The 13,588-nt window shown below is 67.3% G+C and carries 11 protein-coding genes; 7 read left to right on the top strand and 4 right to left on the bottom strand.

The window, feature by feature from the left end:
- The first annotated feature begins 69 nt into the window (after positions 1–69).
- The 4 genes from glpX (at position 70) to M1L58_RS18920 (ending at position 4,999) form a co-directional block, all read left to right on the top strand.
- A complete protein-coding gene (glpX, locus tag M1L58_RS18935; protein ID WP_006866032.1) occupies positions 70–1,065 on the top strand; it encodes a class II fructose-bisphosphatase in 996 nt (331 codons plus the stop codon).
- 107 nt (positions 1,066–1,172) lie between these two features.
- A complete protein-coding gene (locus tag M1L58_RS18930) occupies positions 1,173–2,870 on the top strand; it encodes a fumarate hydratase (RefSeq protein ID WP_248660070.1) in 1,698 nt (565 codons plus the stop codon).
- 7 nt (positions 2,871–2,877) lie between these two features.
- A complete protein-coding gene (locus M1L58_RS18925) occupies positions 2,878–4,290 on the top strand; it encodes a class II fumarate hydratase (protein WP_006866034.1) in 1,413 nt (470 codons plus the stop codon).
- Between the two features lie 13 nt (positions 4,291–4,303).
- Entirely contained in the window at positions 4,304–4,999 is a 696-nt protein-coding gene (locus M1L58_RS18920) for a PIG-L deacetylase family protein (RefSeq protein ID WP_248660069.1), read from the top strand.
- A 360-nt stretch (positions 5,000–5,359) separates the two neighbouring features.
- Here the strand turns inward: M1L58_RS18920 and M1L58_RS18915 are convergent, their stop codons facing one another.
- Complete coding sequence (locus M1L58_RS18915; RefSeq protein WP_248660068.1) at positions 5,360–7,087, bottom strand: sensor histidine kinase; 1,728 nt, start codon at positions 7,085–7,087, stop codon at positions 5,360–5,362.
- A gap of 249 nt (positions 7,088–7,336) precedes the next feature.
- Here M1L58_RS18915 and M1L58_RS18910 point away from each other — a divergent pair, with 249 nt between their 5' ends.
- The 3 genes from M1L58_RS18910 (at position 7,337) to M1L58_RS18900 (ending at position 9,393) form a co-directional block, all read left to right on the top strand.
- Positions 7,337–7,984, top strand: a complete 648-nt coding sequence (locus M1L58_RS18910) for a response regulator transcription factor (RefSeq protein ID WP_006866038.1) — start codon at positions 7,337–7,339, stop codon at positions 7,982–7,984.
- Positions 7,985–8,167: 183 nt separating this feature from the next.
- On the top strand, positions 8,168–9,043 hold the full coding sequence (locus M1L58_RS18905) for a universal stress protein (protein ID WP_248660067.1): 876 nt from the start codon (positions 8,168–8,170) through the stop codon (positions 9,041–9,043).
- A 143-nt stretch (positions 9,044–9,186) separates the two neighbouring features.
- Complete coding sequence (locus M1L58_RS18900) at positions 9,187–9,393, top strand: hypothetical protein (protein ID WP_248660066.1); 207 nt, start codon at positions 9,187–9,189, stop codon at positions 9,391–9,393.
- On the opposite strand, the gene M1L58_RS18895 is transcribed toward M1L58_RS18900, so the two are convergent.
- From M1L58_RS18895 to M1L58_RS18885, 3 genes are all read right to left on the bottom strand, one after another.
- Complete coding sequence (locus tag M1L58_RS18895) at positions 9,380–10,342, bottom strand: L,D-transpeptidase family protein (RefSeq protein WP_248660065.1); 963 nt, start codon at positions 10,340–10,342, stop codon at positions 9,380–9,382. The genes M1L58_RS18900 and M1L58_RS18895 overlap by 14 nt on opposite strands.
- A 654-nt stretch (positions 10,343–10,996) precedes the next feature.
- The gene (locus tag M1L58_RS18890) at positions 10,997–12,304 is read right to left on the bottom strand and encodes a PhoH family protein (RefSeq protein WP_248660064.1); all 1,308 of its coding nucleotides are present in this window, start codon (positions 12,302–12,304) and stop codon (positions 10,997–10,999) included.
- Positions 12,305–12,648: 344 nt separating this feature from the next.
- Positions 12,649–13,521, bottom strand: a complete 873-nt coding sequence (locus M1L58_RS18885; protein WP_005195761.1) for an acyl-ACP desaturase — start codon at positions 13,519–13,521, stop codon at positions 12,649–12,651.
- Positions 13,522–13,588 lie beyond the last annotated feature (67 nt).

Here is a 13,588-nt window from a genome sequence, read left to right as displayed (position 1 = left end):
CGCCACACCCACGGATCCCACGGGCTGCGACCCACCGGGATCCGGGCCACACCTGAGGAGCCGAAGACGATGACAGCCAGCAGCCACCAAGCACCCGATCGCAACCTCGCGATGGAACTGGTCCGCGTGACCGAGTCGGCTGCGCTCGCTGCCGGACGCTGGGTGGGTCGCGGCGACAAGAACGGCGGCGACGGCGCGGCGGTCGACGCGATGCGTCAGCTCCTCTCCACGGTGTCGATGCGCGGCGTCGTCGTCATCGGCGAGGGCGAGAAGGACGAGGCCCCGATGCTGTACAACGGCGAAGAGGTCGGCAACGGCGAGGGACCCGACTGCGACGTCGCGGTCGATCCCATCGACGGCACCACCCTGATGGCCGAGGGCCGCCCCAACTCGATCTCGGTGATCGCAGTCAGCGAGCGCGGCACCATGTACGACCCGTCGGCCGTGTTCTACATGGACAAGATCGCCGTCGGCCCCGACGCCAAGGGCGCGATCAACATCAACGAGTCGGTCGAGTGGAACATCAACTCGGTCGCCAAGGCCAAGGGCATCGACGTCGCCGACCTGACCGTCATCGTCCTCGACCGTCCCCGTCACGCCGAGCTCATCGGTGAGATCCGACAGGCCGGCGCCAAGATCCGCCTCATCTCCGACGGCGACGTCGCCGGCGCCGTGGCGGCCGCCGACGACTACTCGACCGTCGACATGCTGATGGGTGTCGGTGGCACCCCCGAGGGCATCATCACCGCCGTCGCGATGAAGTGCATGGGCGGCGAGATCCAGGGCAAGCTGTGGCCCCGCAACGAAGAGGAGCGTCAGAAGGCGCTCGACGCCGGCCACGACCTCGATCGGGTACTGACCAACGACATCCTGGTCAGCGGCGAGAACGCCTTCTTCTGCGCGACCGGCGTCACCAACGGCGACATGCTGCGCGGCGTCACCTACCGCCCCAACGGCGCGACGACCCGTTCGCTGGTGATGCGCTCGAAGTCCGGCACCGTCCGCCGCATCGAGGCCGTCCACAAGCCGGCCAAGCTCCGCGAGTACGCGAACATCGACCTCTGATCCACCGAGCAGCGCGGCCCCACGCCGGGACCGTGACCGTGATGCACATCACGAGTCCGGTCACCTCTGGCGTGGGGCCGTTCTACTGGGGCGATACGATCCGGTGCGTGAGTAAACCTGCCTCAGCCCCCGAGTTTCTCTACTCTGATCTGCTCCCCATCGGCGCCGACGAGACCCCGTACCGACTGATCACCACCGAGGGCGTCTCGACGTTCGAAGCCGGCGGACAGACCTTCCTCAAGGTGGAGCCGGAGGCGATCCGCAAGCTCACCGCGGAGGCGATGCACGACATCAGCCACTACCTGCGCCCCGCCCACCTCGCGCAGCTCCGCAAGATCATCGACGACCCCGAGGCGTCGGGCAACGACCGCTTCGTGGCACTCGACCTGCTCAAGAACGTCAACATCTCCGCCGGCGGCGTGCTGCCGATGTGCCAGGACACCGGCACCGCGATCGTGATGGGCAAGAAGAGCGAGGGCGTGCTGACCGGCACCGACGACGCCGAGGCGATCTCGAAGGGTGTCTACGACGCCTACACCCAGCTCAACCTGCGCTACTCGCAACTGGCGCCGCTGACGACGTACGAGGAGAAGAACACCGGCTCCAACCTGCCTGCCCAGGTGGAGATCTACGCCACCGAGCAGGGGCCCAAGGGGCCGGAGTACAAGTTCCTGTTCATGGCCAAGGGCGGCGGTTCGGCCAACAAGTCCTTCCTGTTCCAGGAGACCAAGGCCATCCTGAACCCGAAGTCGATCCTCAAGTTCCTCGACGAGAAGATCCGCTCGCTGGGTACCGCGGCGTGCCCGCCGTACCACCTCGCCGTCGTGATCGGTGGCACCTCGGCCGAATTCGCCCTGAAGACCGCCAAGTATGCCTCGGCGCACTACCTCGACAACCTGCCGACGCAGGGTTCGATGTCGGCCCACGGTTTCCGCGACCTCGAACTCGAGGACGAGGTCTTCAAGCTGACCCAGTCCTTCGGCATCGGCGCCCAGTTCGGCGGCAAGTACTTCTGCCACGACGTCCGCGTCGTCCGTCTGCCGCGCCACGGCGCGTCGTGCCCGGTGGCCATCGCGGTGTCGTGCTCGGCCGACCGCCAGGCCCTCGGCAAGATCACCGCCGACGGCGTGTTCCTCGAGCAGCTCGAGACCGACCCGGCCAAGTACATGCCGGCTGCCGGCGTGGCCGAGGACATCTCGGGCGGCGAGGTGGTCGAGGTCGATCTCAACCGCCCGATGTCGGAGATCCTGGCCCAGCTGTCGCAGTACCCGGTGAAGACGCGCCTGTCGCTGACCGGCCCGCTGGTGGTGGCCCGCGACATCGCGCACGCCAAGATCAAGGAACGCCTCGACGCCGGTGAGCCGATGCCCGATTACCTGCGCGATCACCCGGTCTATTACGCCGGCCCGGCCAAGACCCCCGAGGGCATGGCGTCCGGATCGTTCGGTCCGACGACCGCCGGCCGCATGGACTCCTACGTCGAGCAGTTCCAGGCCGCGGGCGGCTCGATGGTCATGCTCGCGAAGGGCAACCGGTCCAAGCAGGTCACCGAGGCGTGCAACTCGCACGGCGGCTTCTACCTGGGCTCGATCGGCGGCCCGGCAGCCCGCCTCGCGCTCGACTGCATCAAGAGCCAGGAGATTATCGAGTACCCCGAACTGGGTATGGAAGCGGTGTGGAAGATCGAGGTCGAGAATTTCCCGGCCTTCATCGTTGTTGACGACAAGGGCAACGACTTTTTCACCGACCCGAGCGGGACCGTCAACGTCCCGCTGAGCGGCATAAGGATTCGATCGAAGGAGTAGAACACCTATGACCCAGGCACAGGGCAAGCAGGAATACCGCACCGAGCACGACACGATGGGCGAGGTGCAGGTCCCCATCGATGCTCTGTGGCGCGCCCAGACCCAGCGAGCGGTGGAGAACTTCCCCATCAGCCACCGCCCGCTGGAACGGACTCAGATCCGCGCGATGGGCCTGCTGAAGGCGGCCTGTGCCACGGTCAACAAGGATCTGGGGCTCCTCGACGCCGAGCGGGCCGACGCGATCATCGCGGCGGCCACCGAGATCGCCGACGGCAAGCACGACGACCAGTTCCCGATCGACGTCTTCCAGACCGGATCGGGCACCAGCTCGAACATGAACACCAACGAGGTCATCGCCTCGATCGCGAAGGCCAACGGTGTCGACGTGCATCCCAACGATCACGTCAACATGTCGCAGTCGTCGAACGACACCTTCCCCACCGCCACTCACGTCGCGGCGACGGAGGCGGTCGTCACCGATCTGGTCCCGGCCCTCGACCACCTCCGGGAAGCTTTGGCGGACAAGGCGTCCGAGTGGCGTGAGGTCGTCAAGAGCGGCCGTACGCACCTGATGGACGCGGTGCCGGTGACTCTCGGCCAGGAATTCGCGGGGTATGCACGGCAGGTCGAGGCGGGCATCGAGCGGGTCACCGCCACCCTCCCGCGGGTCGGCGAGCTGCCCATCGGCGGCACCGCGGTGGGCACCGGACTCAACGCCCCGGACGGGTTCGGCACCAAGGTGGTCGCCGAACTGGTGCGCCGCACCGGCGTCGAGGAACTCTCCCTCGCCAAGGACAACTTCGAGGCGCAGGCCGCACGCGACGGCCTCGTCGAACTGTCCGGGCAGCTGAAGACGATCGCGGTGTCGCTCACCAAGATCGCCAACGACGTCCGGTGGATGGGCTCGGGACCGCTGACCGGTCTGGGCGAGATCCTGCTCCCCGACCTCCAGCCGGGCAGCTCGATCATGCCGGGCAAGGTCAATCCCGTTCTGCCCGAAGCGGTCACGCAGGTCGCCGCGCAGGTGGTCGGCAACGACGCGGCGGTCACCTGGGGCGGCGGCAACGGCGCTTTCGAGCTCAATGTCTACATCCCGATGATGGCCCGAAACGTCCTCGAGTCACTCAAGTTGCTGGCCAACGTGTCCCGGCTGTTCGCCGACCGCTGCATCTCCGGTCTGCAGGCCAACGTCGACCGCCTGCGGACCCTCGCCGAGAGTTCCCCGTCGATCGTCACGCCGCTCAACAGCGCGATCGGTTACGAAGAGGCCGCCGCGGTCGCCAAGCAGGCCCTCAAGGAGGGCAAGACGATCCGGCAGACCGTGATCGACCGCGGCCTCGTCGGCGACAAGCTCAGCGAAGAAGAACTCGATGCACGTCTCGATGTGCTCAAGATGGCCAACCTGGACCGCGAACGCTGAGTACCGTCTGGTCATGACCTCACTGGAGCCCTTCCCCACGGACTGGCAGACAGCGCTCGTCCTCGTCGCCCATCCTGACGACCCGGAGTACGGCATGGCCGCCGCGGTCGCGCGGTGGACCGGCGAGGGCAGGCGTGTCGTCTACGCGCTCGCCTCCAGCGGCGAACGCGGGATCGAGGGCATGACCCCGGCGGAGTGCGGCCCTCTCCGGGAGGCCGAACAGCGTGCGTCGGCGAAGATCGTCGGTGTCGACGAGGTGGAGTTCTGGGGCTTCCCCGACAGCGACATCCACAACACCCCCGAACTGCGTGCGAAGATCGCCGAAACCGTCGAACGCATTGCGCCACAAGTCATCTTGTCGCTCTACGGCGGCCCCGAGTGGGCGCCGGGGCAACCGAACCAACGGGACCACATGAAGTTCGCCGCCGCGGTACTCGAGGCCTATGACGCCTTGTCCGAGTCGGGTTCCGACGAGATACCGGCGTGGCTGTTCGAGAACGGGCCGGCGGCCACCCACGCGGTCGACGTCGATGCGCAGTTCGAGGTGGCCGTGCGGTCCCTCGCCGCGCACGACCGATACCTGTCGGTCCTCGACCCGGACACCCCCGTCCTCGATCAGGCCCGCGCCCAGATCGACCGGGCGACCGCGCCAGGAGACGGCTCCGACGGCGTGCGGATCGCCGGCTTCGAGCTCAAACGGACCCGCTGACCGGCCCGGACACCGGCAGGTCCCGACGGTGGCCCCGTCGATTTGTGACCTTCGGCCCCTCCCGGACATGCTCGCGACACGGGAAGGTGTGGGGGTCAGTCTCTCGAACCACCCGGGAGAGTCCCTCCGAGATAGTCGGGAGGTGACCGGTCATCACGCTCACCGGTGTACTCGTCGTATTCCTCGCAGCCTTCGCGGTCTGCGCCCTCGTCGGGCTGTCCATCTGGCTCATCGTGCTCTTCGGCCTCCTGTCGGGAGTGCAGGCCGTGGCATGGGTGACCGAGCAGACCTCGGCCTGGCGACTGCCGGCCGAACCCGACACCGGTCGGTGAAGCCGTCCCACCTGGCCCCGACGTCGCGCTAGAGCGGCACCGACCACCGCACGGACAGTCCCCGGCCCGAGCCTGGTGTGCTCAGCGCGAAGGTCCCGCCCAGACGTTCCGCGCGGTCTCGTAGATTCTTCAGCCCGCTGGGCGTCACGTCCTCGGGGAGTCCGACGCCGTCGTCGGTGACCTCCACCGCCAGCTCGTCGCCGACCGAGATCGCCACGGTCACCGTCGTCGCGTTCGCATAACGGACTGCGTTGCTCAGGGCCTCGCGCACCACCGCCACCACCTGGTCGGCGAGGCGCGGCGAGACGATCGACAGCGGGCCCGCCATCCGCACATGGGTCTGTAGAGGCAGGTCGTCGACCTGCTGGTCGATCGTCTCCTGCACCCTCTGGCGGAGTCGTGTCGTCTCGGTCTCGTCGGCCTGCAGGTCGAAGATCGTCGTCCGCACGTCCTGCACGATGTCCTGCAGATTGTTGATGGACCGGGTCAACCGCGCCCGGATCTCGGGCGACTGGGTGCGCTGCAGCGTCGCCTGCAGGGTGAGACCCTCGGCGAAGATCCGCTGGATCACATGGTCGTGCAGATCGCGTGCGATCCGTTCTCGATCCTCGAGGACCCGCAACTCGTGAGTCTGGATGGTCGCGCCGGCCAACTGCAGCGCCAGGGCCCCCTGGTCGGCGAAGTTCGAACTCAGGTTCAGTAGATCCTCCGCGAACCCGTCGCGGCCCTTGGACCGCACGGCGATCAACACGCCGCGGGTCGATTCCGCCGTCCGCAGTGGCGCCACCATCACCGGGCCGTGGCGCGTCGACGAATCCCCGGAGATGTCGTACTCGAGCTGCTCGCGGAGCACCGGCCTACGCCGGACGAAGGCATCGCCCGAGGTCGACCCCTTGATGGGTACGGATCGTCCGCGGAAGAACTCGGCGTCGACCCCTTCGGCGACCGTGACGACGAGTTCGTCGACCGATTCCGGCGGCACCTCGTGGTCGTGGGGTTCAGCGATGCAGACCAGGTCGGCGTCGGCCAGGGTGAGGACCTTGCGAGCGATCGCCTCGAGGACGTCTTGCTGATCGGCCCCGGACAACAGCTCCGCGATCACGTCACGATTCGCCTCGATCCAGGCGAGCTGGGTCTGCGCCTGCTCGTAGAGCCGCGCGTTCTCGATCGCGATACCCGCCGCGGACGCGAGCGCCTGGATGACGAGCTCGTCATCCTCGGTGAACAGCGCCCCGTTCTTCTTCTCGGTCAGATAGAGATTGCCGAAGACCTCGTCGCGTACCCGGATCGGGGCTCCCAGGAAACTCGTCATCGGCGGGTGGTTCGCCGGGAATCCCACCGACGCGGGATGTTCGGAAAGGTCGGTGAGCCGCAGCACCCGCGGGTCGTCGATGAGCTGGCCCAGCACGCCGCGCCCCGTCGGCAGGTGTCCGATCTCCGTGCGGATGTCCTCACCGATGCCCTGGGCGAGGAACGCCGAGAGGTCGTGTCCGCTGCCGAGCACGCCGAGTGCGCCGTACTCGGCATCGACCAGACGGATCCCGGCGGCGACGATCGACTCCAGCGTGGTCTCCAGATCGAGTTCGGAACTCACCGAGAGCATGGCCTCGAGCAGACCGTCGATGCGGTCTCGGACATCGGCGATCTGCGTGATCCGGTCGCGGACCTCATCGAGGAGCTCGCGTAATCGCATCTGCGACAACGCATTCTGCAGTTCGACAGACCTCGCGCCGCGCTCCGGGGTTTCGCGGACCATATCCCGAATGATAGACCCTTCGACCCAGCGGGTATTCGGTTGAACGATTCTGGACGAATGAATCCCCGGCGCTTGACCGGAGGGTTCTGCATGAGCAAATCGGTTTCACGGCTACTTCCGACCGGATTCCGGACCGGACATTTCGGATATGCATGGAGATCGCCGGTCCCGGGCAATCAGGGTATGACCGGTTGAAAGCCGACCTATAATTCGTGGCAGCGTTACTGTGCCGGGAGGGAGGACTGGCCGATGTTCTCGGTTTTCCTCGTCGACGACCACGAGATCGTCCGACGAGGTCTCGTCGAACTCCTGGATCACGACGACGACGTCCGGATCGTCGGCGAGGCCGCGACCTGTGCGCAGGCCCTCGCCCGCATCCCCACGGTGAAGCCCGACGTGGCGGTGCTCGACGTCCGCCTACCCGACGGGAACGGGATCGAATTGTGTCGCGAGCTGCTCAGCCGCGTCGACGGACTGCGCTGCCTGATCCTGACCTCGATGACCGACGACGAGGCCATGATGGACGCCATCCTCGCCGGCGCCAGCGGGTACGTCATCAAGGACATCACCGGCATGGAACTCGCCCGGGCCATCACCGATGTCGGCGCCGGACGTTCGTTGCTCGACAACCGGGCGGCCGCGGCCCTGATGGACCGCTTACGCACCCAGCGTGAAAAGGAGCAGAAGCCCGGCGACGGGTTGAGCGAGCAGGAGAGCACGCTGCTGGCGCTCCTCGGCGAGGGCCTCACCAATCGTCAGATCGCCGCCCGGATGCACCTCGCCGAGAAGACCGTGAAGAACTACGTGTCCCGACTGCTCGGGAAGCTCGGCATGGAACGCCGTACGCAGGCCGCGGTCTACGCCGCGAAGGCAGCGCAACGGGGTCACGCGCACTGAGTCGGGGCGCGCGAGTGATCTGCGCACCATACCCTGCGGTCTTGAGGACAAAACGTGTCGAAGGTCCTCATCCTCGGGACTCTTTACCCGGTGACTCGACCCTCACCAGGGGCATGTACTGGGTACACCAACCGATGCCGGGCACCCCGGCACGCGGTGTGTGGACCCCAGGGGGACTGCCGTGTGACCGTATCCGGATTCCTCGACGGACCCGTCGTCGTCGGCGTCGACGGGTCTGCCACCGCCCGCGCCGCCGCCCGCTGGGCCGCGCGCGACGCCGCTCTCCACCGGTCGGAGCTCGAGCTGATCGCCTCGGCGAATCTCGCGGCGGACGATCCACGCGTCCTCGAACCCCTGCGCGCCCGATGCGAACGCGCCCTGGCCGAGGCCCGCCGCGTCGCCGAGGACTCCGGCGACTCGCCCGAACCGCTGAAGATCACGACCCAGGTCGTCGACTCACCGCCGGTCACCACCCTGGTCGAGGCATCCGGTCGAGCCCGCCTCCTCGTCGTCGGCAACCGGGGGCACATGGCCGGTCATCGCGTCGCTCTCGGCACGGTCACCACCGCACTCGCCGAGCACTGCAGATGTCCGCTGACGGTCGTCCGCGACTCCACGTCCCATTGGTCCCAGGCGGGGGTCGTGGTCGGCACCGACGGCTCCCTGGGCGGACGAGCCGCCGTCGACGCCGCGTTCGCCGCAGCCGACCTACGCGGCGTCCCGGTCACGGTCGTCCACGCCTGGTGCGACACCGATGTCGCCGACATGTCCGTGCCGTGCACGATGTCGGAGTGGCCGAGCCATCGCAGCCGCGCCGACGCCTGGCTCGACGCCGAACTCGCCGAGGTGCGCCACCGGTACCCGCGCGTCACGGTCCGCCACGCCGTGACCAGAGACCGACCCGCCCGCGCCTTGCTCGACCACGCCCAGGCCGCACAGCTGCTCGTCGTGGGCGCGCGTGGTCGCGGCGGTTTCGCGGACATGCGACTGGGCTCGACGAGCCTTTCGGTCCTGCGGTCGGCCCGTGGCCCGGTGATGGTCGTACCCCACGAGCGCTGACCTGCGCCCGATCTGCCGAACCATGTGCCATTCGGCCCTATGAGACCTACATCACACCCGGCGAAACTGAGGTGGTCGCTCGTCCGAGTCCGTCGACGAACCGACAGGACCGACTCGACACAGCCAGCACCAGAGGTCCACCCATGACAGTCATATCCCCGTTGTCCGCCGAAACCGAGGGTTCGGCCGACCGGTACTGCGACAGCTGCGGACGCAGCTTCATCCCACGACGACCACTGGCCGACCCCGAACGGGATCGCTGGGCCAGGGTCAACGGCTGGCACGTCGGGGTGGAGGAGACCTTCTGCCCCGCCTGCCGGCACGCACGGTCCGAGATCAGCGACCCGTGAACTGCCCGAACAGGGCGGGAATCGCACCGACCAGCTGCGAGAGCAGGCCGGTCAGCATGTCGGAAGCCGGCACGTCGGGAGTCGACGGCGTGGCACCCGGAGTTGTCTGAGGGGTTGCTCCGGGCGCCTCGCCGGTCGGCGCACCCTTGTTGACGCCGATCGTGATCTTCGGGCTCTTCGCCGGGTCGAGCCAGACGAGGATCTTCTTCATCAGTTCACGCTCGATGGCGACGCACCCCAGCGTGGGTTGGTCGTTGGTCACGTGCAGGAACATCGCCGTCGCCTTGCCGGGCGTGCGCTCCGGATTGTGCGCGATGTTGACGGCGTAGTCGTAGACCGGACCCGAGTTGTACAGGTTCTCGCTGTCACCACCGGGACTCTGGGGCTGACGTACGTGGGTGTTGTAGGTCGGCGACTTGGGATCGGAATCCCACCAGTCCTGGGTGTCGACCTTGAGGTAGGGCATCTTGGTGCCCGGGTTCTCCTGGCGACCGAAGGCCTGGTCGAGCGGGAACGTCCCCTCCGGGGTGCGCGGTACGTTGTCCTGCGGTTCGCCCATCCCCAGGGAGCCGAGGTAGGCCTTCGTCGGACCGAGACCGGGGACCGGCTTCCAACTGCCGTCGGTTCCCTTCTCGAAGGCGGTGAGTGTGGCGGTCGTGTCCGATGCCTTGGGTGCGGTCACAACGATCATCTGACTGGTCGGACCCCCGGAACCGTCGAGGCCGCCGGGGGCCTCATCGGAGCCGCTGCCGCCGGACAGCTGGTTGAGCACCTCGTCGAGCAGCGGGATGCCGAGGCCCTCCCCCATTCCCGGCAGCGAGGGACTGCCCGGCGTGGTCGGCGTCGTCGGCGTGATAGGTGTCGTCGTTTCCGGATCGGCGAGAGCCTGACCTGCACCACCGGCACATGCGGCCAACACCGCAATCACCAATAGTCCCAGCAGTCTCATTCGCCTCATCAGTAACTTCAGCACCACAACAGTGTGACAGCGCGCAAGACCCCGTGAGTCACGTGATGGTCACGGTGCAGTGAGGATCGGATCAAGCCCTCCGATGGACCCGACCGCCCTCGATCGTCCGAGCAACCGTCGACTGTCGGGTCGGCGGTCGATTGTCGATGGAAAATCGGAAATGATCCATTAATCGACGCGCAGGACAAAGCGTCGGAAAGAAGTCCTCGCGTCGACGCCACGCACAATTCACCGACTATTTCTTTGCGAGAACTAGACATAATCGTTAGCGTCGGCAACGGCGTTGATCGCACAGCGACCCCGCCGGACGGAAAATCACCGACAAAGGAGAGAAATGGGTTCCCTGGAGAACATCGAAGCCCTCACCGCATTCGTCGAACTCCTCAACGCACTCAGCGACCTCGGCGGCAGCGCGGCCTGACCCCTCCCCCGAGTCGGGTCCACCCTCACGGGAATCGTTGCGACAGAGGCGATCTCGACAGTGGGCCCCAGTGACGGAAGGCCGCGACGGTTCGCTCCCCTCAGCGGATCGTCGCGGCCTTCCTCTGTAAGCACCCCGCTCGCTACGCTCCCGGCGCGGCCACACCCCGCCCGCTCGCTACGCTCCCGGCGCGGCCACACCCCGCCCGCTCGCTACGCTCCCGGCGCGGCCGGCCCGAACTCCTCCAACATCTCCGTCACCAACGCCGCGATCGGCGACCGCTCACTGCGGGTGAGCGTGATGTGCGCGAAGAGCGGATGCCCCTTCAACTTCTCGATGACCGCGGCGACACCGTCATGCCGGCCGACGCGGAGGTTGTCGCGCTGTGCGACGTCGTGGGTGAGCACTACACGAGATCCCGAACCGAGGCGCGACAGCACCGTCAGCAGGACGTTGCGTTCCAGCGACTGCGCCTCGTCGACGATCACGAACGAATCGTGCAGGGAACGACCGCGGATGTGCGTCAGCGGAAGCACCTCGAGCATCCCGCGGCTCAGCACCTCCTCGATGACCTCCGGCGAGGCGAGCCCCTCGAGGGTGTCGAACACCGCCTGCGCCCACGGACCCATCTTCTCGGCCTCGCCCCCGGGGAGGTAGCCGAGCTGCTGACCGCCGACCGCGTACAGCGGCCGGAACACGACGACCTTGCGCTGGGTCCGCCGCTCGAGAACCGCCTCGAGACCCGCACACAGGGCCAGAGCCGACTTTCCGGTGCCCGCCTTGCCGCCCAACGAGACGATGCCGACGCTGTCGTCGAGCAGTAGGTCGAGAGCGACCCGCTGTTCCGCGGAACGCCCGTGCAGGCCGAAGGCCTCACGGTCTCCCCGCACCAGCTGCACGCGCTTCTCCGCGTTGACGCGACCGAGGGCGCTCGACGACGGACTGAGCAGGCGGATGCCGGTGTGGCAGGGCAGCTCCCTGGCCTCGTCCAGGTCGATGACCCCGTCGGCGAACAGAGCGTCGATCATCGATGTCTCGACGTCGAGCTCGGTCATCCCCGACCACCCGGACACCACCACGTCCTGCGCGTGGTACTCGTCGGCGGCCAGACCGACCGCGCCGGCCTTCACACGCAGCGGGGTGTCCTTGGACACCAGGGTCACGTCCTTGCCCTCGGCACGCAGGTTCAGCGCACAGGCCAGAATCCGGGAATCGTTGCTGTCGGTGCGGAAACCGGCCGGCAGGACGGACGGATCGGTGTGGTTGAGCTCCACCTGGAGGGTGCCGCCCTCCTCACCGATCTCGATCGGCAGGTCGAGCCGACCGTGCGCGAGCCGCAGGTCGTCGAGCATGCGCAACGCCTCACGCGCGAACCAGCCGAGCTCGTGGTGGTGACGTTTGCCCTCGAGTTCACTGATCACCACCAGTGGCAACACCACTGAGTGCTCCGCGAAGCGCATGACCGCCCAGGGGTCGGACAGCAGCACTGAAGTGTCGAGGACGTAGGTGCGTGTGGTCACGTCGGGCTCCTACGTTCATGCGGCGCCCGCACAAACCAGTTCTCAGGTGACCGGCCGGTCGAAGTCCGTTGCCCTCGGCGTCAGCCGAGGTGGACGAGGACCGGGGCCGGTCCTCTCGCGCTGCTGGTGCAATACACGAATCGAACCTCCCGGACGAACCGCTTCCCCGCGATCCGTACCGTCAACGTACGCGCAGACTCCGCGGGCGGCGCGCCGGAATCAGGTGTGTCGGCGTGAATTTCGCGTTAATCGCAGTATCGTCTGACCCAGGGACGCAAACGGCGCCACCAGGACATTCGTCGTCCTGATGGCGCCGTGCGCGCGTCTTGCGTCGTGCCGGTGTTCTAACCGCGGGCGCGGGAGAGGATGCGCTGACGTGCCGCCTCGGCCTCTTCGCCCAGACCCTCGATGGAGTCGAGCTTGACCGCGTCGGCGAGGGTCGCGGCGATCTCGCGCCAGGTGTCGGAGTTCTCGTAGTTCTCCAGGAGAGCCCGCTCGGCATCGAAGTCGTCGATGTCGTGGCCGATGGCCTCGGCCCGACCCAGCGCCAGGGCCGCGTCGATCGCGATGACCGTGGCGTCCTGGTCGGCGATGATGCCGGCGTTGAGGAACGCACCGAAGGTGTTGGCCTGCTGCTGGTCGTCGGCGGCGATCTTGGTGAGGATCTGCTCCAGGACATCGTCGGCGGCGATTGCACTGAGTCGCTTGATGAAGCTGACGCACTGGTTCTCGTGGACGGCCATCAGCGCGAGAACGTCGAGCGGTCCGAGCTGGTCGACCTGCTCGGGGGTCTGCCGGTAGCCCTTGGTGACGTGGACGAGTCGACGGTTCTCGGCGTCCACCGGATCGATGGCGCGACGCACGACGAGGTAGTCGCGCAGGACGATCGAGTGCCGGTTGTCCTCCGCGGTCCACACACCGATGAGCTGACGCCACTCGGAGAAGGCCGGGAAGTGCTTCGCGAGCACACGGTGGTACGACGGCAGGTTGTCTTTGGTGAGGAGCAGCGCCAACAGTCCGGCGCGCGCCTCCTCGGACAGCGTCGCCTGCGACGGATCGAAGTCGGCGCCGCCGAGGAAGGCGAAGTTGCGTCCCTCGTCCCACGGCACCCAGTCGTGCGGGTTCCACGGGGTGGCGGCCGACTGGTGGTCTTCCGCGATCTCGGGAAGAGCCTTCTCGAGCGCGATGATCAGGTCGTCTTCAGTGAGTGCGTTCATCGCTGCAAGGATACGGACGCCGCTCGGCGCGGGGCAATTCAGGTCACATCCGAGCGGCCGGCCACGG

Origin of the sequence: Gordonia sp. C13, from assembly GCF_023218005.1 — a bacterium.
Lineage (GTDB): Bacteria > Actinomycetota > Actinomycetes > Mycobacteriales > Mycobacteriaceae > Gordonia > Gordonia namibiensis.
Note: the sequence above shows the minus strand (reverse complement) of the source record. Positions and strands in the feature narration are given on the sequence as shown.

Excerpts from the sequence above, each read along its gene's own strand:
- M1L58_RS18885 (WP_005195761.1), bottom strand. The coding sequence starts at position 13,521 with ATGAACGCACTCACTGAAGACGACCTGATCATCGCGCTCGAGAAGGCT.
- M1L58_RS18895 (WP_248660065.1), bottom strand. The coding sequence starts at position 10,342 with ATGAGACTGCTGGGACTATTGGTGATTGCGGTGTTGGCCGCATGTGCC.
- M1L58_RS18910 (WP_006866038.1), top strand. The coding sequence starts at position 7,337 with ATGTTCTCGGTTTTCCTCGTCGACGACCACGAGATCGTCCGACGAGGT.
- M1L58_RS18900 (WP_248660066.1), top strand. The coding sequence starts at position 9,187 with ATGACAGTCATATCCCCGTTGTCCGCCGAAACCGAGGGTTCGGCCGAC.
- M1L58_RS18915 (WP_248660068.1), bottom strand. The coding sequence starts at position 7,087 with ATGGTCCGCGAAACCCCGGAGCGCGGCGCGAGGTCTGTCGAACTGCAG.
- glpX (WP_006866032.1), top strand. The coding sequence starts at position 70 with ATGACAGCCAGCAGCCACCAAGCACCCGATCGCAACCTCGCGATGGAA.
- M1L58_RS18925 (WP_006866034.1), top strand. The coding sequence starts at position 2,878 with ATGACCCAGGCACAGGGCAAGCAGGAATACCGCACCGAGCACGACACG.
- M1L58_RS18920 (WP_248660069.1), top strand. The coding sequence starts at position 4,304 with ATGACCTCACTGGAGCCCTTCCCCACGGACTGGCAGACAGCGCTCGTC.